This window comes from Pseudonocardia broussonetiae (assembly GCF_013155125.1).
Lineage (GTDB): Bacteria > Actinomycetota > Actinomycetes > Mycobacteriales > Pseudonocardiaceae > Pseudonocardia > Pseudonocardia broussonetiae.
The window spans coordinates 4669877-4689558 of record NZ_CP053564.1 but is presented as its reverse complement, the minus strand read 5'-3'; the positions used below and the strand labels follow the sequence as shown (position 1 = coordinate 4689558).

Below are 19682 nucleotides of genomic sequence, written 5' to 3'. Positions count from 1 at the left end.
GTGAGTTGTGTCGTGGACGACGTAACGAAAGGCGAAATGTCGCGATCCTTCCCACGTGAACGCACTGGAGCTGCCGGTCGACGGGTCGTCGACGCCATCCGTCCCCGCCCGCCGCGCCCGTCACGCACGGAGCAGCGCCTCGCCGTTCCCATCACTGCGCGTGACCGGTCCGCTCGGCCTCATCGCCGCGGCGTCCGTGCTCGCGGCGGTCGCCGTGCCCGTCGCCGGGGCGCCCGCCGTGCTCCTGCTCCTGCCCGTCGCCGCGGTGCTGCTGACCGCGCTGCGCCTGGCCGAGCCGACCGGCGGGCCCGCCATCCACGACCGCCAGCTCGACCTCATCGTCGCCTCGGGCGCCGGCGCGGCGGCGGTCGTCCTGCTCGCCGCCGACCTCGGCGGCGCGACGCACGACCTGGGCCTGCTGGCCGCGGTCCCCGCCGCCGTCGCGGTCCTGGCGCTGGTCGCCGGCACCCGCCGGCTGTGGCACGCCCGCGCGGTCCCCGGGCTGCTGCTGCTCGCCTGGCCCGCGCCCTGGGCCGCCGCCACGGCGGGCGAGGGCCCGGTCACGGCGTCGGTGCTGGCCGGGGTGGCCGCCGGCCTCGCGCTCGGCGTCGCCGTCCGCACCCGGGCCGTGCTCCGCCTGGGCCTCGCCGCGGCCGCCACCGCGGCGGGCGCGCTCGCCGGGGTGGCCGCCGTCCCCGGCCCGGTGCTCGCCGCGGTGGCCGCGCTGGCCCTGGTCGTGGTCGCCGCCCTGGTCGCGGTCCGCGCCCGGGTCACGGCCCGCCGGGTCGCGCCCGGCACCCCCGCCCCCGGCACCCCCGCGCCCGGCTCCCCCGCCCTGGACCTCCCGGTCCGGCTCGACCGCCGCTCCACGCCCGCGGTGCCCCTGCGCGCCGCGGCCGCCGCCTGACCCGCGCCGCCCTCCTGACCCGCCCCACCCCGACCCGCCCGACGCCGACCCGGAGGACCCGTGTCCCGCCGCCCCGTCCTGCTCCCGGTGCCGGCCCTGCCCGCCGCACTCGCGCACGCCCGCTCCGGACCGGAGCTCGACCTGCGGGTCCGGCTCGCCACCGACGGCCTCGCCGACCTCGACCCCGAGCTGTCCACCCGGGCCCGTCCCGGCCGGCGCCGGGCGCGGGTCGTCACGGCGGTCGCGGCGGCGCTGCTGCTGGTCGCGCTGGTCCTCGCGCCGCGCACCACCGGCGCCTGGGTCGTCGGGGTGCTCGTCGTGCTCTACGCGGCGGCCACGGTGCACCGGCTGCTGCTCGTCCGCCGGGCCGTCGTCGACGACCCGACCGTGCTCGTCACCGACGCCGACGCCCGCGCCGTGCCCGACCACCTGCTGCCCGTCTACACGGTCCTGGTGCCCGCCTACCGGGAGCCCGGCGTGGTCGGCAGGCTCGTCGGCGGCCTCGCCGCGCTGGAGTACCCGGCCGACCGGCTCGACATCATGCTGCTGCTGGAGCAGGACGACGAGGAGACGATCGCCGCGGCACGGGCCGTGTGCGGCGGCACGCCGGTGCGGATCGTGCTGGTCCCGCCGTCGGAGCCGCGGACCAAGCCCAAGGCCTGCAACTTCGGGCTCACCGAGGCGCGCGGGGAGTTCGTCACGATCTTCGACGCCGAGGACCGGCCCGAGCCGCTGCAGCTGCGCCGCGCGGTCGTCGCCTTCCGCCGCGGCGGCCACGACCTGGCCTGCCTGCAGGCCCGGCTGAGCTACCACAACGCCGAGCAGAACCTGCTCACGCGCTGGTTCACCCTCGAGTACGACGTGTGGTTCCGCTGGCTGCTCCCCGGGCTGATGGCCACCGGCGCGCCGATCCCGCTGGGCGGCACGTCCAACCACATCCGCCGCGACGTGCTGGTCGGCATGGGCGCGTGGGACGCCTGGAACGTCACCGAGGACGCCGACCTCGGCATCCGCCTGGCCCGCCACGGCTGGCGCACCGCGATGCTCGGCAGCACCACCGCCGAGGAGGCCAACAGCGACGCGATCAACTGGATCAAGCAGCGCTCGCGCTGGTACAAGGGCTACCTGCAGAGCTTCCTCGTCGCCCTGCGCCGCCCCCGCGCCCTCTACCGCGACATCGGCCTCCGCGGCGTCACCGGGCTCGTCCTGTTCGTCTTCGCGACGCCCGTGCTGGCCCTGCTCAACCCGCTGTTCTGGGGGCTCACCGCGCTGTGGTGGCTGGCCACGCCGGCGTTCGTCGCGGCGCTGTTCCCGCCCGTCACCTACTACCTGGGCATGGCCTGCTGGATGCTCGGCGGCCTCTCGGCGATCTACACCCACGTGACCATCGCGCGGGTCGCCGGCAAGCCGCACCTGGCCCCGGCCGGGCTCGTCGTCCCGCTGTACTGGGTGCTGATGTCGCTGGCCGCCGTGAAGGCCGTGGTCCAGCTCGTCCGCCAGCCCTCGTACTGGGAGAAGACGACGCACGGCCTCGACACCCCCGCCACCGCCCCGCCCGCCGATAACCGGGTCAGCCCCGCCGGGAGCCCCGCATGACCGCGCTGCTCGACCGTCCCCGCCCGGCGCGCCACGACGCACCGCCCGCCCCGCGCCCCGTCGCGCGGTTCGTGCTCCCCGTGGCGCTGGCCCTCTACGCCACCGCCGCGGCGGTGCTCGTCCTCGGCTTCGACTCGATCATGGAGGACGCGCTGTCGCGGCTGTCCGCGGCGAGCTCGGTGTGGTCGGCGCTCGACCCCAAGCTCGCAGCCGTCGGCTTCGTCTGGACGCCGCTGCCGGCGCTGCTGATGGTGCCGTTCACGCCGCTGCGGGTGCTCTGGCCCGAGCTCGTCTCGACGGGCCTGCTGGCCGCGCTGCTCTCGGCCGTCGCCATGGCGGGGGCGGTCGCGGCGCTGCACGGGCTGCTCGGCGACCTGCGCGTGCGTCCGGCCGCGCGCTGGACCCTGACCGTCCTGTTCGCACTGCACCCGCTGGTGCTGGTCTACAGCGCCAACGGCATGACCGAGGCCCTGCTGCTGCTGTTCCTGCTGCTCGCCACCCGGCGCCTGCTCGTGTGGATGCGCGACGGCGAGCGCGCCGACGCCACGCACCTCGTCGCGGCCGGGCTGTTCCTGGGCCTGGGCTACCTCGCGCGGTACGAGGCGATCGTCGCGGCCGCCGCCGTCACCGTCCTGGTCGCGGCCACCACCGCGCTGCGCACCCGCCGCGGGCCGGACCGGGTGCCGAACGTGCTGGTGGACGCCCTGCTCGTCGGCCTGCCCGCCGCGGCGGCGTTCGTGCTGTGGGCGGTGGTCAGCTGGGCGGTCGTCGGCTCGCCGTTCGAGCAGTTCACCTCGGTGTACGGCAACTCCGCGCTCGTCGCCGGGGGCACCGGCGGCGCGGCCGGGACGGCGGACGTCGGGCGGCAGCTGCTGTGGCTGGTGCCGCTCGCGCCGCTCGTGCTGGTGGCCGCCGCGGTGCGGGCCGTGCGGCGCCGCGACCCGGTCGTGCTGGTGCCGGTCGTGCTGTTCGGGTCGGTGCTCGCGTTCGAGTGGGTGCTGCACCTGGCGGGCTCCCTGTTCGGGTTCCTGCGCTACCAGATCGCGCTGGTGCCGCTGGTCGCCGTGCTGCTGGGGGTGCTGCTGTCCCGGGGCGCGCTCGCGGCCGGCGCGCGCCGCGGTCCGTCGTGGCGGACCGCCGGGGCCGTCGGGCTCGTCGCGGTGGTGCTCGGCTCGGCGCTGGCGTCGTCGGCGGTACTGGTGCTGACCCGCCCGGAGCTGGCGAGCCAGGAGCACCTGCGCGTCGCGCCGGTGGTGGCGGCGCTCGCGGGCGAGGCCGATCCCGACCCCGGTGCCAACGGCATGTGGGCCGACGACCGCGCGCTCGCCGCGCGCCTCGACGCCCTGGACCTGCCCGCGGGCAGCGTGCTCGCCGACTCCGGCTCGGCGTTCGCGGTGGTCGCGGCCAGCCGCAACCCGCGGCAGTTCGTCATCACCTCCGACGACGGGTTCTCCGCCGCGCTGGCCGACCCGCCCGCGCACGTGCGCTACCTGCTGCGCAACGAGCGGGGCGGCGTCGACACCGTCCGCGCGACCTGGCCCGACCTCGGCGCGGCCGGCGGCCCGTCCTGGGCCCGGCTCGTCGCCGAGCACCCGGGCGCCGGGCGGTGGTCCTACGCGTGGACGCTGTGGGAGGTCGGGGCCTGAGCCGCGCGCTCGACCCCACCGCTCAGCGGGTCGTCGCGATCCCGCCGTCGACGGGCAGGACCACCCCGGTGACCCACGCCCCGGCGCGCGAGGACAGGTAGACCGCGGCGCCCGCCATGTCCTCGGCCCGGCCGATGCGGCCCAGCGGGGACGAGGCGGCGATCGCCTCGCCCTCGACGTCCAGCACCGCGGCCAGCATCTTCGTCGGGAACGGCCCCGGCGCGATCGCGTTCACCGTGATCCGGCGGGGCCCGAGCTGCGCGGCGAGCACCCGCGTGAGCTGGTGGACGCCGGCCTTGCTCGCGCTGTAGCTGTAGTTCTCGAACGCCGGCACGCGCAGCCCGTCGATGCTCCCGATGTTGATCACCCGCGCCGGGTCGTCGTCGGTGGCGGCGGCCTCCAGCAGCGGCTGGAACGCGCGGGTCAGGAAGAACGGGGCCTTGAGGTTGAGGTCGAGGACCTTGTCCCACCCCGACTCCGGGAACTCCGCCATCGGCGCGCCCCAGGTGGCACCGGCGTTGTTGACGAGGACGTGCACGCCCCCGGGCTCGCGCTCGGTGAGCTCGGCGGCGACCCGGACGCACTCCTCCTCGTGGGAGAGGTCGGCGGTCATCGCGATCATCCCGTCGACGGCCTCGACCCGCCGCGAGGTGACGTAGACGCGCGCCCCGGCGTCGAGCAGGCCGCGGGCGATCATCTCGCCGATGCCGCGGCCGCCGCCGGTGACGACGGCGACCTTGCCGGTGAGGTCGAACAGGTCGGTCACGGATCCTCCTCGTCGACGCCGGAGGGCTCCGGCGGCGACCGACGCCCATCCTGCCCGTCCCCGTGCTCAGCCGGCAGCGGCCGGGGCCTCCCCCTCCACCGCACGGGCGCCCGCCAGCGCGTAGCGCTCCGACAGGTTGCGGTACTGCCGCGTCCGCAGCGCCGCGAGCGTCACGGCCAGCCCGACCAGGCCCGTCAGCACGAACACCAGCGCCAGGCCGCGGTCGGAGCCGGTGCCGAACCAGCCGCCGATGAGGTCGACGCCCGCGCCCGTCGTCATGAACGGGATGAACACGAACTGCGCGACCGGGCTGATGAGGAACGCCGTCAGCGGCGATGCGGCCTGCTCGACGCTCTGCGCGAACCCGAACACCCGGCCCTGGCGCTCGAAGGGCACGACCTTCTGCAGCACCGTCTGCTCGGACGCCTCGATCCACGGGATCAGGCTCATGTAGAGGTACATGCCGATCGCGAACAGGACCACCGACCGGTGCAGCGTGAACGTCGTCGCGATCACCCAGAGGCCCACGTTCGCGAGCAGCAGCGACCGCAGCGGGTTGGCGCCGAGCCCGCGCCGCGCGATCACCAGGCCGCCGAGGATGAAGCCGGTGGACAGCACCCCGAACAGCAGCCCCCACGCCTGCACCGACATGAGCGAGAGGCCATAGGCGTCGAGCAGCGCCATGTAGACGCCGCCGAGGAAGTTGTTGATCGTGCTGAACGCGATCAGGGCGACGAGCCCGGGCAGCGCGGTGACGACGAGCAGCGTGCCGCGCAGGTCGATGCGCCCGCCGTCGGACCCGTCGGCGGCGACGCGGTCGCCCGGGATCCGCAGGAGCAGCAGGTGCACCGCCGACCCGCCGACGACGACGAGCGCCAGCACGAGCACGTGGAACATGCCGGACAGACCCACGAGCAGGCCGCTGATCACGGACGTGACCAGGAACGACACGCCCGACGCGGTGCCGACCAGACCGTTGGCCCGGTCGCGGCGCTCGGCGGGCACCAGCAGCGTCACCGCCGTCGACAGCGCGATCGCCCGCAGGTTGCCCACGATCACGCCGCTCATCACGAGCAGCACGAGCCCCCAGAGCACGGGCGAGGTCGGGTCGGTGAGGGCGGCGTCGCCCACGACGAGGTACAGCACGAACGCGGCGGCGTAGAGCACCAGCGACACGGCGTTCGACATGACCATCACCGTGCGCTTGCGGTGGTGGTCGACGAGGCTGCCGAACCAGATGCCCGACAGCGAGGTCATCACCAGGAACAGCCCGGCGATGACGCCTGTCGCCACGACCGACCGCGTCTGCAGGTAGACGTAGAAGGTGATCGCGAACCACGCCGTGAAGTGGGTGACCGACACCAGCAGGGTGTCGGCCAGCAGGTGCCGGAAGATCCGGTCGGTGCCGGTGCTCCCGGTGCTCGCGGTCGCGGTGCTCGGGGTGGTCGCGGTGGTCATGGTGGTGGGACGGTCCGCGCCGCCGGAAGTCATCGGTGCTCCCCTCTCGTCGTCGTGCCGGTCGTCGTTCGTCCCGGTTGTCGTCCCGGGCGCGGGGTGCCCCGTCCCCACCCTCGCCCGCGGGGGCCGGCACGCGGTGGTGCGTCGTGCGCGGTGCACGGATCACCTGTGCGACGTGCGGGGCTGCACCGTGATCGGGAGAGTCGAACTCCCTGCGCTGCCCCTCGCGCACCCAGGTGGGCCGGATGAGCCGCCGGCCCGCGGCGTGTGCCCGCTCCCCCGCGGGCTACCTGCTCCCGCGTCCCCGCCCCCGTCTCCGTCCGGGGGTCGTTCAGTCGAGCAGGTCGACCTCCCAGTTGGCGCGCTGGATGCGGGTGTCGAGCTCGCGGACGTCCCGGGCGACGCGGTCGGCGCGCGACCGCAGCTCGGCCACCGGCAGCGCCGAGAGCCGGCGCAGCTCCGAGCGCAGCTGGCGGTAGCCGTGCCCGCCGCCCGACGCCGCGTCGGCGGCGTCGCCCAGCAGGGCGTGGCGCAGGCGCAGGACGTCGCGGCGGGCGAGGGCGTCGGTCATGGTGCCGTCCTCGCCCAGGTCGGCGGCGGCGTTCGTGCGGTTGACGCGCCGGATCATCGACTGCAGCTCGTCGAGCGCCGCCTCGGCCTCGACCAGCAGCGCGGCGGCGTCCTCGGCGGGCTCCTCGCCCTCCTGGTACTGCGCGCTCGCGGCGATCCGCGCGCGCATCTGCTCGACGCGGCGCCGCGCGTCGGCGCGCAGCGCGAGTCCCTCGGCCAGCTTCACGGCCGTCAGGGTGCCAGCCGGGGACACCGCCGCGCGCGGTGTTTCTCAGTCCTTCGTGAGGCGGCCCGTCGAGAGCAGCAGGGCCGCGCCGTCGTCGTCGGGGGCGTCGACGCGCACGGTGCTGCCGGGCGGCACCCGCCCGGCCAGCAGCAGCCGGGACAGCGGGCGGTCGAGCTCGCGGGCGATGGTGCGGCGCAGCGGGCGGGCGCCGTGCTCGGGACGGTGCCCGCGCGCGGCCAGCCAGGCGACCGCCGCGTCGGAGACGGCCAGCTCCAGTCCCTGCTCGGCCAGGCGGTCGCGGGTGGCGCCCAGCAGCAGCCCGGTGATCCGCGCGAGGTCGGCGGGGGTGAGCGCGGCGAAGGGCACGACCTCGTCGACGCGCCCGACCAGCTCGGGCGCCAGCCGCAGCCGGGCCTCGGCCAGCACCTCCTCGCGCACGTCGTCGACGGGGCGCCCGGACAGCAGCGTCGCCGCGCCGAGGTTGCTGGTCAGCACGACGACCGCGTGGCTGGCGTCGGCGACGCGGCCGTGCGAGTCGGTGAGGCGCCCGGCGTCGAGCAGCTGGAGCAGGACGGCCAGCACGTCCGGGTGCGCCTTCTCGACCTCGTCGAACAGCAGCACCGTGTACGGGTGGCGGCGCAGGGCCTCGGTGAGCTGCCCGGCGTCGTCGTAGCCGACGTGCCCGGGCGGGGCGCCGAGCAGGCGGGTGAGGCCGGAGCGGTCGCCGTACTCGCTCATGTCCAGGCGCACCATCCGGTCCTCGGTGCCGAACAGCGCCTCGGCCAGCGCGCGGGCCAGCTCGGTCTTGCCGACGCCGGTCGGGCCCAGGAACAGGAACGACCCCACCGGCCGCTCCGGCGACGCCAGCCCGGCGCGACTGCGGCGCACCGCATCGGCCACGGCGGCGACCGCCTCGGCCTGGCCGACGACCCGGCGCGCGAGGCGCTCGTCGAGGTCGAGCAGCTCCGCGGCCTCGCCGTCGCGCAGGCGGGCGCTGGGGATGCCGGTGCTGCGGGCCACGGCGTCGGCGATCGCGTCGGCGGTGAGCTCCCGCCCCGTCCCCTCTCCCGCCGCACCGCGCAGGCTCAGCCGCGCGGCGGACCGGTCGACCAGGTCGATGGACTTGTCGGGCTGGAAGCGGTCGGGGACGTAGCGCGCCGACAGCCGCACGGCGGCCTCCAGCGCCCCGTCGGTGATGGTGACGCCGTGGTGGCGCTCGTAGCGGGCGCGCAGCCCGCGCAGGATCTCCAGGGTCTGGGCGGGGGTCGGCTCGGCGACGTGGACGGGCTCGAACCGGCGCTCCAGTGCGGCGTCCCGGGCGATGTGGCGGCGGTGGTCCTCGGCGGTGGTGGCGCCGATGAGCTGCAGCTCGCCGCGGGCCAGCGCCGGCTTGAGGATCGTGGCGGCGTCCAGCGCCCCGCCCTCGGCCGAGCCCGCGCCGACGACGGCGTGCACCTCGTCGACGAACAGCACGACCGACCGCCGCGCCGCCACCACCTCGTTGACGACGGCGGTGACGCGCTGCTCGAAGTCGCCGCGGTAGCGGGTGCCCGCGACCATCCCGGCCAGGTCCAGCGCGACGACCCGCACGCCGCGCAGCGCCGGCGGCACCTCCCCGTCGGCGACGCGCTGCGCGATGCCCTCGACGATCGCGGTCTTGCCGACGCCGGGGTCCCCGACGAGCACCGGGTTGTTCTTGGTGCGCCGCCCCAGCACCTCGAGCACCTGGTCGACCTCGTCCTCCCGCCCGATCACCGGGTCGAGCAGGCCGCGGCGGGCGGCGTCGGTGAGGTCGCGGCCGTGGCGGTCGAGCTGCGGGGTGCGGGCGCGGGGCCGCTCGCTCGTCCCCGTCCGGGGAGCGTCCTCGCGCGGCACGCCGAACGGGCTGCTGCGCTCCTCGTCGGGCCGGTCGTCGCGCAGGCCGTCGGACAGCTGCTCCTCCAGGCTGCGCAGCAGCCCCCCGACCAGGCCCTCCAGCGGGCCGAGCCCGCCCCCGAACGGCTGCGACATGTGCGGTACCCCCGATGTGCGGCCCCGCAGATCGGGACCTCCCCTCCATGGTGCCCGTCCGCGGGGCGGGGGGCCGGACGCGGCGGTGCGGGGGCGGTGCGGGGGCGGTGGGGAGCGTTCCGCGGAACGCAGTGCGCACCGCTGTCCTGGTGGCGGTGGCGGTGGGGTGCTCGCCGGAGCGGCGGTGGGATGCGTGGAGTTGGGCAGGTGGGCCGGCGCAGCGTTCCGCGGAACGCGATGTGGCGACCGGCGGCGTCCGGCTCGGTGTTCCGCGGGACGCGGTGCAGCCGGCGGAGCGCTGGATCCGCGTTCCGCGGAACGCGGTGCACACGGCTGGACGTCGGATCTGCGTTCCGCGGAACGCGGTTCCCGCACCGATCTCGCGGCTCAGTGCCGCCAGGCGGGGCGGGATGGCGCTGGGCGTGCGGCGCACTCCACGAACTGCAGACCCAGCAGTCGTTCGCGCTCGGCGGGACGCGCGCACGAGGCCGGCCGGTGCGCGGGTCGCGCGACGGTGCGCGAACCACTCCGCGGACCCGCGGCGCTCCGCGGAACGCGAGACCGCGGTGGCGCCCCGGCCCGGCTCCCATCGCACCGTCCTTCGCCCCGACCTCACCGTCGTCCCGAAACCGGTAGCCGCCCGACCGGCCCACCCAGAAGCGTTCCGCGGAACGCAACGGCCGCTCCGCAGCCCGAGCCCCGGCAGCACCCCGACGGTGCGCCCGGGCGGCGGCCTCCCGCGGCACAGCCCCCGCTCGCACACACCTTTCGGGCTCGCACACAGGCCCCGGCCTGTGTGCCGCCACCGCAACCTGTGCGCGAGCGCCCGCGTTCCGCGGAACGCGATCCGCCGGGCCGCCCGCACCGCCACCTCGCCCCGGCAGGACACCGCCACGGGCGCCTGGTCGGCGACCTCCCGCGGTTCCGACCGGCCCCGCCCCGCTCGCACACACCTCCCGCAGCTCGCACACAGGGCCGGCCCTGTGTGCGACCACCGCACCCTGTGTGCGAGCCGGCCGCGTTCCGCGGTACGCGACCCCCGGCCCCGGCCCCCGGCCCGATCCCACACCGAGCGCGGCTACCCCTTCGGCAGCAGCACCTCCCCCTCCAACCCGTCGGGATCGCGGAAGAACAGGCTCAGCGCCCCACCGAAGTCGTTGACGTGCCCGTCGCTCGCCCCGGCCTCCACCAACCGGTGCCGGATCGTCTCGAACGCCTCCGCCGTCGCCGCCCCGAGCCCCACGTGGTCGATCCGACCCCGCCCCCACATCGGGGTCTGCCGGTCGGGCTCCGTGCTGCCCTCGATCGTCACGATGTTCAGCTCGGTGCGCGGGCCGATGCGGATCGTCGTCATCGTCTCGCCCGGCTCCTCGCCGTGCGGGCGGGTCGGGCCCACCTCCGCGTCGAACACCTGGGCGTAGAAGCGGCCCAGCCTCGCCACGTCCTTGGAGATCCAGGCGATGTGGTTCACACCGTCGAGCAGCATGCGGGTCCTCCCGTCACAGGTCCGCCGCCGCCGCGGCGAACTGGGCGTTGTAGAGCGCGCAGTACGCGCCGCGGGCGGCGAGCAGCTGCTCGTGCGTGCCCTGCTCGACGATCCGGCCCGCCTCCATCACGAGGATGAGGTCGGCGTCGCGGATCGTGGAGAGGCGATGGGCGATGACGAAGCTCGTGCGGGCGCTGTCCGAACCCGAGCCGCGCAGCGCCGCCATCGCCCGCTGCACCAGCACCTCGGTGCGGGTGTCGACCGAGCTGGTCGCCTCGTCGAGGATGAGCAGCGAGGGGTCGGCGAGGAACGCCCGCGCGATCGTGATGAGCTGCTTCTCCCCCGCCGAGACGTTGGAGCCCTCCTCGTCGATCACGGTGTCGTAGCCGTCGGGCAGGCTGCGGACGAACCGGTCGACGTAGGTGGCGCGCGCCGCGTCGAGCACCTGCTCCGGCGTCGCCGACGGGTTGCCGTAGGCGATGTTGTCGCGGATCGTCCCGCCGAACAGCCACGTGTCCTGCAGGACCATCCCGATCCCGGAGCGCAGGTCGGCCCGCGCCATCGTGGCGATGTCGACGCCGTCGAGCGTGATCCGTCCGGCGTCGAGCTCGTAGAACCGCAGGACGAGGTTGACCAGCGTCGTCTTCCCCGCCCCGGTCGGACCGACGATGGCGACGGTCTGGCCCGGCTCGGCGACCAGCGACAGGTCCTCGATCAGCGGGGTGTCGGGCAGGTAGCGGAAGTCGACGTGCTCGAACGCCACCCGCCCGCGGCGCTCGCTACGCGTGGACGGCACCGCCGGGTCGGGCGACTGCTCGGGTGCGTCGAGCAGCTCGAACACCCGCTCCGCCGATGCCACCCCGGACTGCAGCACGTTCGCCATCGACGCCGCCTGCGTCAGCGGCTGCGTGAACTGCCGCGAGTACTGGATGAAGGCCTGCACGTCGCCCAGGCTCATCGTCCCCGACGCCACCCGCAGCCCCCCGATGACGGCGACGACGACGTAGTTCAGGTTCCCGACGAACATCATCGCCGGCATGATGATCCCGCTGATGAACTGGGCGCGGAAGCTGGCGCCGAACAGGTCGTCGTTGCGCTCGGCGAACTGCCGCTCCACCTCCGCGGTCCGGCCGAACACCCGCACGAGCTCGTGGCCGGTGAAGGCCTCCTCGATCAGCCCGTTGAGCCGGCCGGTGTGGCGCCACTGGGCCACGAACTGCGGCTGCGAGCGCTGCGTGATCGCCTTCGTCAGCCACAGCGAGACCGGGATCGTCACCAGGGCGACGAGGGTGAGCAGCGGCGACACCACGAACATCATCACCACCACCCCGATGACGGTGAGCAGCGACGTCAGCAGCTGGCTCAGCGTCTGCTGCAGGCTCGTGGAGACGTTGTCGATGTCGTTGGTGGCGCGGCTGAGCACCTCGCCGCGCTGCTGGGAGTCGACGTAGCGCAGCGGCAGACGGTGGATCTTGTCCTCGACCTCGCGGCGCAGCTGGTAGATCGTGCGCTGGACGATGCCGTTGAGCAGGTAGCCCTGCGCGTAGCCGAACACCGACGCCGCCAGGTACAGCGCGATGACGCCGAGCAGCACCATCGACAGCGCGGTGAAGTCGATCCCGGCGCCGGGCACGATGTCCTGGGCCGCGATGAGGTTCGCCGTGGTCGTGTCGCCCGCGGCGCGCGCGCCCTCGGCCGCCTGCTCCGCGCTGATGCCCGCGGGCAGCGTGCGCCCGATGACGCCCGCGAAGATGACGTCGGTGGCCCGACCGAGCAGCAACGGCCCGATCACGTTGAGCGCGACGCTGACGACGCACAGCACCAGCACCGCGACGACGCCCGTCCGCTCGGGCGAGAGCCGCCGCGCGAGCCGCTTCAGCGACGGCAGGAAGTCCGACGGCTTCTCCCCCGGCTGCCCGACCGCGCCCCACGGCGGGCCGCCGCCCCGGCGCTGCGCGGCCATCCCGCGCGCCGCCTCGGCCGTCTCCACGTCCTGCTTGGGCCTGTCCTGCTCGGCACTGTCCTTCGCCGGCGCGCTCATGCCACGGCCTCCACGCTCAGCTGGGACTGCACGATCTCGACGTAGGTGGGACAGGTCTCGAGCAGCTCCTCATGCCGCCCGACCCCGACCACCGCACCGTCCTCGAGGACGACGATCCGGTCGGCGTCGGCGATCGTCGACACGCGCTGCGCGACGATCACCACCGTCGCCGCCGCGGTGACCGGCTTGAGCGCGGCGCGCAGGCGGGCGTCGGTGGCGAGGTCGAGCGCGGAGAACGAGTCGTCGAACAGGTAGATCTCCGGGCGCCGGACCAGCGCGCGGGCGATCGCGAGCCGCTGGCGCTGCCCGCCGGAGACGTTGGTGCCGCCCTGCGAGATCGGCGCGTCGAGCCCGCCCTCCATCCCCCGGACGAAGTCGGCGCCCTGCGCGATCTCCAGCGCGGACCACAGGTCGTCGTCGGTGGCGTCGGGCTCGCCGTAGCGCAGGTTGCTCGCGACGGTGCCGGTGAACAGGTAGGGCCGCTGCGGCACCAGCCCGATCCGCGACCAGAGGACCTCCGGGTCCATCTCGCGGACGTCGACGCCGTCGACGGTGACCGCGCCCGCGGTGACGTCGAACAGCCGCGGCACCAGCGACAGCAGCGTCGTCTTGCCGGCGCCGGTGCTGCCGATCACCGCCGTCGTCTGCCCCGGCAGCGCCGTGACCGAGACGTCGGACAGCACCGGCGCGGCGGCGCCGGGGTACCGGAAGCCGGCCCCGACGAACTCGACGACGCCGTCGGTGCGCTCCGGGACCACGGCCTTGCGCGGCGGCCCGACGGAGGAGTCGGTGTCGAGCACCTCGCCGATGCGGTCGGCGCACACGGCGGCGCGCGGGATCATGATCGCCATGAAGGTGGCCATCATGACGGCCATCAGGATCTGCAGGAGGTACTGCAGGAACGCGGTGAGCGCCCCGATCTGCATCTGCCCGGCGTCGATCCGCTCGGCGCCGAACCACAGCACCGCGACGCTCGACACGTTGAGCACCAGCATGACGACGGGGAAGATCAGCGCCTGCAGCCGTCCGGCGCTGGTGGCGACGTCGGTCAGGTCGTGGTTGGCGCGCGCGAACCGCTCGGTCTCGACCGGCTCGCGGACGAACGCGCGCACCACGCGGATGCCGGTGATCTGCTCGCGCAGCACGCGGTTGACCGCGTCGATCCGGACCTGCATGACGCGGAACCGCGGCACCATCCGCACGATGATCAGCCCGATGGCGACGACGAGCACCGGCACGCAGACCGCCACCAGCCAGGACAGGCCGACGTCCTCGCGCAGCGCCATGAACACCCCGCCCACGCACATGATCGGCGCGGTGACGAGCATCGTGCAGGACAGCAGCACGAGCATCTGCACCTGCTGCACGTCGTTCGTGGTGCGGGTGATCAGCGACGGGGCGCCGAAGCGGTTGACCTCGCGGGCGGAGAAGCCGCCGACGCGGTGGAACAGCGCGGCGCGGACGTCGGCGCCGAAGCCCATCCCGGTGCGCGCGCCGTACCAGACGGCGGCGACCGAGCAGACGATCTGCACGAGCGTCACCAGCAGCATCCAGCCGCCGGTGGTGACGATGTAGCCGGTGTCGCCCCGGGCGATGCCCTGGTCGATGATCGCGGCGTTGAGGCTGGGCAGGTAGAGCGCCGCCATCGTCCCCACGAACTGGAGGACGACGACCGCCACCAGCGGGCGGCGGTAGGGCCGCAGGTACTCCCGCAGGAGCCGGATCAGCATGACGTGTCCTCGGTGGTGGTAGGGGCGGCGGCGAGGCCGTCGAGGAGGGTGCCGACGATCTCGTCGGCGGTGAGCGGCTGCCCGTCGCACAGGCGCGGGTGGGTGCCGGAGAGGGTGAGCAGGCGCAGCACGCGCGCGAACTCGGGCACGGGGACGCGCAGGGCGCCGCCGTCGGGGCCGACGACCTCGGCGAGGGCGTCGGCGAACGCCGCGTTGAGCGCGCGGGGGTCGTGCGGCCCGGGCCCGGAGCCGGGCGGGCAGTGCTCGGGGTTGGCGGCGTGCAGGGCGTCGACGAGGCGGAAGACCTCCTCGAAGCGCTGCTGCAGGACGGTGACGGCGGCGACGAGCCGGGCGCGCAGGGGCACCGAGCGGTCGACGTCGGCCAGCGCGCGCAGGGTCGGCGCCGGGTCGAGCGCCGCGGCGAACGTCGCCCGCAGCAGGGCGTCCTTGTCCGGGAACGCCCGGAAGATGGTGCCCTCGGCGACGCCCGCGGCCTCCGCGATCTGCCGCGTGCTCACGGCGAGGCCGTGCTCGCGGACGAGCGGGAGCGTGGCGTCGACCAGTGCCCGCCTGCGGTCCTCGGGCGCGAGCCTGCGGGCGCGGGAACGGGCGGCGGTCACCCCGCCAGCGTAACTGAGCGCGCACTCACCAACCACTCGATATCCGACGAGGAGTCCGAGGAGGAGCGGTTCGTCTTCCGGCATCCGGAAAGACCGTTCGTCCCGCGCGCGGCCGCCGTCACGCTCGGTCCACACAACGACGACACGACCCACGACACGACGGAGTGCCGCATGAGCGTGCGAGAAGCCCTCGACGACGGACCGATGACCCGCTTCCGCTGGGGCGTCGTGGCCGTCTGCGTCCTGCTCAACATGATCGACGGGTTCGACGTGCTGGTCATGGCGTTCACCGCCGCGTCGGTCACGGCGGAGTGGGGTCTGACCGGGGCGCAGACCGGGCTGCTGCTCTCGGCCGGGCTGGTCGGGATGGCGCTCGGGTCGCTGCTCGTGGCGCCCTGGGCCGACCGGATCGGGCGCCGGCCGGTCATCCTCGGCTGCCTCGCCGTGGCGAGCGCGGCGATGCTGCTGTCGTCGGCCGCGCAGGGCCCGCTGCAGCTCGGACTGCTGCGGGTCGTCACCGGCGTCGGCATCGGCGGCATCCTGGCCAGCAGCAACGTCATCGCCTCGGAGTACGCCAACCGGCGCTGGCGCGGGTTCGCCGTCAGCCTCAACTCCACCGGCTACGCGCTCGGCGCCACCCTCGGCGGCGTCGTCGCGGCCGTGCTCATCGGCGGTCAGGGCTGGCGGGCGGTGTTCCTGTTCGGCGGCGTGGTCACGCTGGTCGCGATCCCGCTGGTGTTCTGGCGCCTGCCCGAGTCGCTCGACTTCCTGCTCAGCCGCCGCCCGGCCGGCGCGCTCGACCGCGTCAACGCCCTCGCCGCCCGGATGGGCCTGCCCGTCCAGGACCGCCTGCCCGACGCCACCGGCGCGCCCGGCGGGGTCGGCGCCGGGTTCCGCGCGCTGCTCTCCCCCGCGCTGCGGCGCACCACGCTCGTGCTGTGGGCCGTGTTCTTCGGCGTCATGGCCGGCTTCTACTTCGTGACGAGCTGGACGCCCACGCTGCTCGTCGAGGCCGGGCTGACGCCGGGCCAGGGCATCGCGGGCGGCACGCTGCTCAACGTCGGCGGCATCTTCGGCGCCGCGCTGCTGGGCCTGCTCGCCACCCGCTTCGCGCTGCGGTCGGTGCTGATCGGCTACCTGCTCGTCACCGCCGCCCTGCTCGCGGTGTTCATCGCCTCGACGTCCTCGCTCGCCGTCGCGCTGGCGCTGGGCGCGCTGATCGGCCTGTTCGTCAACGGCTGCGTCGCCGGCATCTACGCCCTGACCCCTGGGGTCTACGACGCCGGCGTCCGCACCACCGGCGTCGGCACGGCGCTGGGCATCGGGCGCGCCGGCGCGATCCTCGCCCCCGCGCTCGCCGGGATCTTCCTCGACGCCGGCGCGACCCCGCAGAACCTCTACCTGGTCGTCGGCGCGGTCTTCGTGGCCGTCGCCGCCGTCCTCACCCTGCTGCCGGCCGCCGCGCCGGTCGCCACCCCCGCGAAGGAGCTGACGTGATCGTCCAGGACCAGTGGTACGTGGCCGCCTACGGCCGCGAGATCCGGCACGAGCTGTTCTCCCGCACCGTCTGCGGCGAGTCGATCCTGTTCTGGCGGACGGAGGCGGGCGAGGTCACCGCGATGTCCGACCGCTGCGTGCACCGCCGCTTCCCGCTGTCGCAGGCGCCGACGCGGCTCGTGGGCGACCAGGTCGTCTGCGGCTACCACGGCTTCACCTACGGGGCCGACGGCAGTTGCGTCGCGGTGCCCGGCCAGACCCGGGTGCCGCGGACGGCCCGCCTGCGCTCCTACCCCGTCGTCGAGCAGGACTCCTTCGTCTGGGTGTTCATCGGCGACCCCGACCGCGCCGCCACCACCCGCATCCCGCGCGCGCCCTGGCTCGCCGACCCGGAGTGGACGACGGTCTCGGGCATGGAGCCCCTCGCCGCCCGCGCCGGGCTGCTCGTGGACAACCTGCTCGACCTCTCCCACGAGACCTACCTGCACGGCGGCTACATCGGCACGCCCGAGGTGGCCGGCACGCCGATCACCACCGAGGTCGACGACGAGGCCGGCGTCGTCCGCGTCACCCGCCACATGGACGACGCCGAGTGCCCGCCGTTCTACTCCCGCTCCACCGGCCTGACCGGGCGGATCGCGCGCTGGCAGGACATCGAGTACACGCCGCCGTGCCTGTACCTGCTGCACAGCCGGATCGCGCCCGTCGGGTCGGTGCCCCGACCGGACGGGAGTGACCCCGACGCGTTCCACGTCGAGGTCGTCTACGCGATCACGCCGGAGACCGAGAACTCCACGCACGACTTCTGGGCCGTCGCGCGCGACTTCGCCCGCGACGATCAGGAGGTCTCGGACTTCCTCGCCGAGCAGAACCGGACGGTCGTCCTGCAGGACGTCGAGGCGCTCGACGTCCTGGAGCGCGTGATCGCGACCGAGCCCGCGGGCTACCAGGAGCTGTCGATCAACATCGACACCGGCGGTCTCGCCGCCCGGCGGATGCTGGAGAGGCTGGCCGGGGCCGCCACCGGGGTGCGCGCCTGATGGCGGGCGTGGTCCGGGTCGTGTGGGTGCCCGGCAGCGACCGCCTGCGCGGGGTCTGCCACTGCGGCGCCGAGCACGTCGCCGAGGGGCCGGTGCAGGTGTGGGAGTGGTTGCTCGCGCACCCGGTCGGCCACGGCGGCGACGTGCCGGCGGAGCCCGAGCTGGTGGGGGCGAGGGCGTGATCGAGCTCGTCGTCGACGACCGGTCCGAGGTGGCCGACGGGGTGGTCGCGCTGCGGCTGCGCGACCCGTCCGGCGCCGACCTCCCCGCGTGGGAGCCCGGCGCGCACGTCGACCTGGTGCTCGAGGACGACCTGGTGCGGCAGTACTCGCTGTGCGGGGACCCCGCCGACCGCACGTCGTGGCGGGTGGCCGTGCTGCGCGAGCCCGACGGCCGGGGTGGCTCGTCGTTCGTCCACGACACCCTGCGGGCGGGCGACACCGTGCGGGTCGACGGCCCGCGCAACCACTTCGCGCTCGAACCGGCGGAGCGCTACGTCTTCGTCGCCGGGGGCATCGGGATCACGCCGATCCTGCCGATGCTCGACGCCGCCACGGCCGCGGGCGCGCAGTGGCGGCTGCTCTACGGCGGGCGCACGGCCGCCTCGATGGCCTTCGCCGACGACCTGCGCGCCGCGCACGGCGACCGCGTCGAGCTCCGCCCGCAGGACGAGCACGGCCTGCTCGACCTCGACGGGCTCGACGCCGAGGGGACCCTCGTCTACTGCTGCGGACCCCCTCCCCTGCTCGCGGCCGTCGAGGAGCGGTGCGCGGCGGCGCGGGTGGAGCGGTTCGCCGCCGTCGCCGTCGACGGGCCGGTCGGGGCGTTCGAGGTGGAGCTCGCGAGCTCGGGGACGACGCTGGCCGTGCCCGCCGACCGGTCGGTGCTCGAGGTGCTGGAGGACGCCGGGGTCGGGATCCTGTCGTCGTGCCGCGAGGGCACCTGCGGCACCTGCGAGACCGGCGTGCTCTCCGGCGAGGTCGACCACCGCGACGCCCTGCTCACCGCCGACGAGCGGGCGGCCCACGACACGATGTTCGTGTGCGTGTCGCGGGCCGCGTGCGCGAGACTCGTGCTCGATCTCTGAGGCGCGTCGGAGCGGGAGGTGGGGCCGGTGACCCGTCCGGGGCCGGTGCTCGCCCGCGGGCTGCGGCTGCTCGGCGCGTTCTCCGCCGAGCACCCCGCGCAGACGCTCTCGGAGCTGGCCCGGCGCGCCGACCTGCCCGTCTCCACGGCGCACCGGCTGGCGGGCGAGCTCGTCGACTGGGGCGCGCTGGAGCGCGGTGACGACGGGCGGTTCCGCGTCGGGCTGCGGCTCTGGGAGGTGGCGGCGCTGGCCCCGCGCGGGTCGGCGCTGCGCGAGCGGGCCCTGCCGTTCCTGGAGGACCTCAGCCAGATCACGCGCGAGAACGTGCAGCTCGCGGTGCGCGAGGGCGGCGAGGTCGTGTTCGTCGAGCGGATCGCCGGGTCCGGCGCGGTGCCGGTGCTGACGCGGGTCGGCGGGCGGTTCGCCCCCACCGCCACCGGCGTCGGGCTGGTGCTGCTCGCGCACGCGCCGCCGGACGTGCAGGAGGAGGCGCTGGCCGGGCCGGTCGAGCGCTACACCCCGTACACCGTCACCGATCCGCGGGCGCTGCGCGGCATGCTCGCCGACGTCCGGAGCAGCGGGTTCGCGGTGAGCGACCGCCAGGTCACCGACGACGCGCTGTCGGTCGCGGCCCCGGTGCACGACGGGCGCGGCCAGGTGGTGGCGGCGGTGTCGCTGGTCGTGCGCCACGGCAGCGCGTCACCGCTCGCGCTGGCCCCGCTGGTCCGCACGAGCGCCCGGGCGATCGGGCGGGCGCTGGGCTGAGCCCCCGGCACTCCACAGTGGCCACGCGGTCGTGCCGCGCACGACCTTCTCGACCACTACCATTCGCCCACACCGGACAGCCGCACTCGGCCGGACACCGTAACCGGATGTGTCACCCGGACGAGTGGTGCGACTAGCGGTCCACTGTGAGCGATCAACGGCAATGCGCTGAAAGAGTGACTCTCGGTGAACGGTCGAGCAACATCTAGCGACAACGGAGGAGTAGGTCCACGATCG

General features: G+C 75.0%; 16 protein-coding genes. 8 read left to right on the top strand and 8 right to left on the bottom strand.

The annotated features are described in order from the left end of the window. Window positions 1-160: 160 nt before the first annotated feature. The 3 genes from HOP40_RS22850 to HOP40_RS22840 are packed head-to-tail and all read left to right on the top strand — an operon-like array spanning window position 161 to window position 4149. Window positions 161-907 carry a hypothetical protein gene (locus tag HOP40_RS22850; protein WP_172161821.1) on the top strand — a complete coding sequence of 249 codons (747 nt, stop codon included), beginning with the start codon at window positions 161-163 and terminating at the stop codon, window positions 905-907. A 60-nt stretch (window positions 908-967) separates the two neighbouring features. After that, entirely contained in the window at window positions 968-2503 is a 1536-nt protein-coding gene (locus tag HOP40_RS22845; RefSeq protein ID WP_240157213.1) for a glycosyltransferase, read from the top strand. Then, window positions 2500-4149, top strand: a complete 1650-nt coding sequence (locus HOP40_RS22840) for a phospholipid carrier-dependent glycosyltransferase (protein WP_172161819.1) — start codon at window positions 2500-2502, stop codon at window positions 4147-4149. The genes HOP40_RS22845 and HOP40_RS22840 overlap by 4 nt, the downstream gene beginning before the upstream one ends. 22 nt (window positions 4150-4171) lie before the next feature. Here HOP40_RS22840 and HOP40_RS22835 read toward each other — a convergent pair whose 3' ends face one another. The 8 genes from HOP40_RS22835 to HOP40_RS22800 all read right to left on the bottom strand — a co-directional run bounded on the left by HOP40_RS22835 (window position 4172) and on the right by HOP40_RS22800 (window position 15056). After that, the gene (locus HOP40_RS22835) at window positions 4172-4915 is read right to left on the bottom strand and encodes an SDR family oxidoreductase (RefSeq protein ID WP_172161817.1); all 744 of its coding nucleotides are present in this window, start codon (window positions 4913-4915) and stop codon (window positions 4172-4174) included. A gap of 66 nt (window positions 4916-4981) precedes the next feature. Further along, entirely contained in the window at window positions 4982-6373 is a 1392-nt protein-coding gene (locus HOP40_RS22830) for an MFS transporter (protein ID WP_172161815.1), read from the bottom strand. A gap of 331 nt (window positions 6374-6704) precedes the next feature. Continuing rightward, window positions 6705-7169 carry a DIP1984 family protein gene (locus HOP40_RS22825; RefSeq protein ID WP_172161813.1) on the bottom strand — a complete coding sequence of 155 codons (465 nt, stop codon included), beginning with the start codon at window positions 7167-7169 and terminating at the stop codon, window positions 6705-6707. Window positions 7170-7214: 45 nt separating this feature from the next. Continuing rightward, window positions 7215-9179 carry an ATP-dependent Clp protease ATP-binding subunit gene (locus HOP40_RS22820; protein ID WP_172161811.1) on the bottom strand — a complete coding sequence of 655 codons (1965 nt, stop codon included), beginning with the start codon at window positions 9177-9179 and terminating at the stop codon, window positions 7215-7217. A gap of 1078 nt (window positions 9180-10257) precedes the next feature. Then, window positions 10258-10665, bottom strand: a complete 408-nt coding sequence (locus tag HOP40_RS22815; RefSeq protein WP_172161809.1) for a VOC family protein — start codon at window positions 10663-10665, stop codon at window positions 10258-10260. Between the two features lie 13 nt (window positions 10666-10678). Then, window positions 10679-12706, bottom strand: a complete 2028-nt coding sequence (locus HOP40_RS22810) for an ABC transporter ATP-binding protein (protein WP_172161806.1) — start codon at window positions 12704-12706, stop codon at window positions 10679-10681. Continuing rightward, complete coding sequence (locus HOP40_RS22805; protein ID WP_172161804.1) at window positions 12703-14436, bottom strand: ABC transporter ATP-binding protein; 1734 nt, start codon at window positions 14434-14436, stop codon at window positions 12703-12705. The genes HOP40_RS22810 and HOP40_RS22805 overlap by 4 nt, the downstream gene beginning before the upstream one ends. Continuing rightward, window positions 14430-15056: a TetR/AcrR family transcriptional regulator gene (locus HOP40_RS22800; RefSeq protein WP_172161802.1), complete on the bottom strand. Its 627-nt coding sequence runs from the start codon at window positions 15054-15056 to the stop codon at window positions 14430-14432. The genes HOP40_RS22805 and HOP40_RS22800 overlap by 7 nt, the downstream gene beginning before the upstream one ends. A gap of 171 nt (window positions 15057-15227) precedes the next feature. On the opposite strand from HOP40_RS22800, the gene HOP40_RS22795 reads away from it, so the two are divergent. From HOP40_RS22795 to HOP40_RS22775, 5 genes are read left to right on the top strand one after another with little or no spacing between them, the layout of a single operon-like run. Next, complete coding sequence (locus HOP40_RS22795) at window positions 15228-16553, top strand: MFS transporter (RefSeq protein WP_172161800.1); 1326 nt, start codon at window positions 15228-15230, stop codon at window positions 16551-16553. Beyond that, the gene (locus tag HOP40_RS22790; RefSeq protein WP_172161799.1) at window positions 16550-17593 is read left to right on the top strand and encodes an aromatic ring-hydroxylating oxygenase subunit alpha; all 1044 of its coding nucleotides are present in this window, start codon (window positions 16550-16552) and stop codon (window positions 17591-17593) included. The genes HOP40_RS22795 and HOP40_RS22790 overlap by 4 nt, the downstream gene beginning before the upstream one ends. Next, window positions 17593-17775 carry a hypothetical protein gene (locus HOP40_RS22785; protein ID WP_172161797.1) on the top strand — a complete coding sequence of 61 codons (183 nt, stop codon included), beginning with the start codon at window positions 17593-17595 and terminating at the stop codon, window positions 17773-17775. The genes HOP40_RS22790 and HOP40_RS22785 overlap by 1 nt, the downstream gene beginning before the upstream one ends. After that, window positions 17772-18680, top strand: coding sequence for a PDR/VanB family oxidoreductase (locus HOP40_RS22780; protein WP_172161795.1), 909 nt, complete (start codon window positions 17772-17774; stop codon window positions 18678-18680). The genes HOP40_RS22785 and HOP40_RS22780 overlap by 4 nt, the downstream gene beginning before the upstream one ends. Before the next feature lie 27 nt (window positions 18681-18707). Further along, on the top strand, window positions 18708-19445 hold the full coding sequence (locus HOP40_RS22775; RefSeq protein WP_240157212.1) for an IclR family transcriptional regulator: 738 nt from the start codon (window positions 18708-18710) through the stop codon (window positions 19443-19445). Window positions 19446-19682: the final 237 nt, after the last annotated feature.

Bases quoted from the DNA above. Each gene is read 5' to 3' on its own strand.
- HOP40_RS22840 (WP_172161819.1), top strand. From the start codon at position 2,500: ATGACCGCGCTGCTCGACCGTCCCCGCCCGGCGCGCCACGACGCACCG.
- HOP40_RS22830 (WP_172161815.1), bottom strand. From the start codon at position 6,373: ATGACCACCGCGACCACCCCGAGCACCGCGACCGCGAGCACCGGGAGC.
- HOP40_RS22820 (WP_172161811.1), bottom strand. From the start codon at position 9,179: ATGTCGCAGCCGTTCGGGGGCGGGCTCGGCCCGCTGGAGGGCCTGGTC.
- HOP40_RS22815 (WP_172161809.1), bottom strand. From the start codon at position 10,665: ATGCTGCTCGACGGTGTGAACCACATCGCCTGGATCTCCAAGGACGTG.
- HOP40_RS22810 (WP_172161806.1), bottom strand. From the start codon at position 12,706: ATGAGCGCGCCGGCGAAGGACAGTGCCGAGCAGGACAGGCCCAAGCAG.
- HOP40_RS22805 (WP_172161804.1), bottom strand. From the start codon at position 14,436: ATGCTGATCCGGCTCCTGCGGGAGTACCTGCGGCCCTACCGCCGCCCG.
- HOP40_RS22795 (WP_172161800.1), top strand. From the start codon at position 15,228: ATGAGCGTGCGAGAAGCCCTCGACGACGGACCGATGACCCGCTTCCGC.
- HOP40_RS22785 (WP_172161797.1), top strand. From the start codon at position 17,593: ATGGCGGGCGTGGTCCGGGTCGTGTGGGTGCCCGGCAGCGACCGCCTG.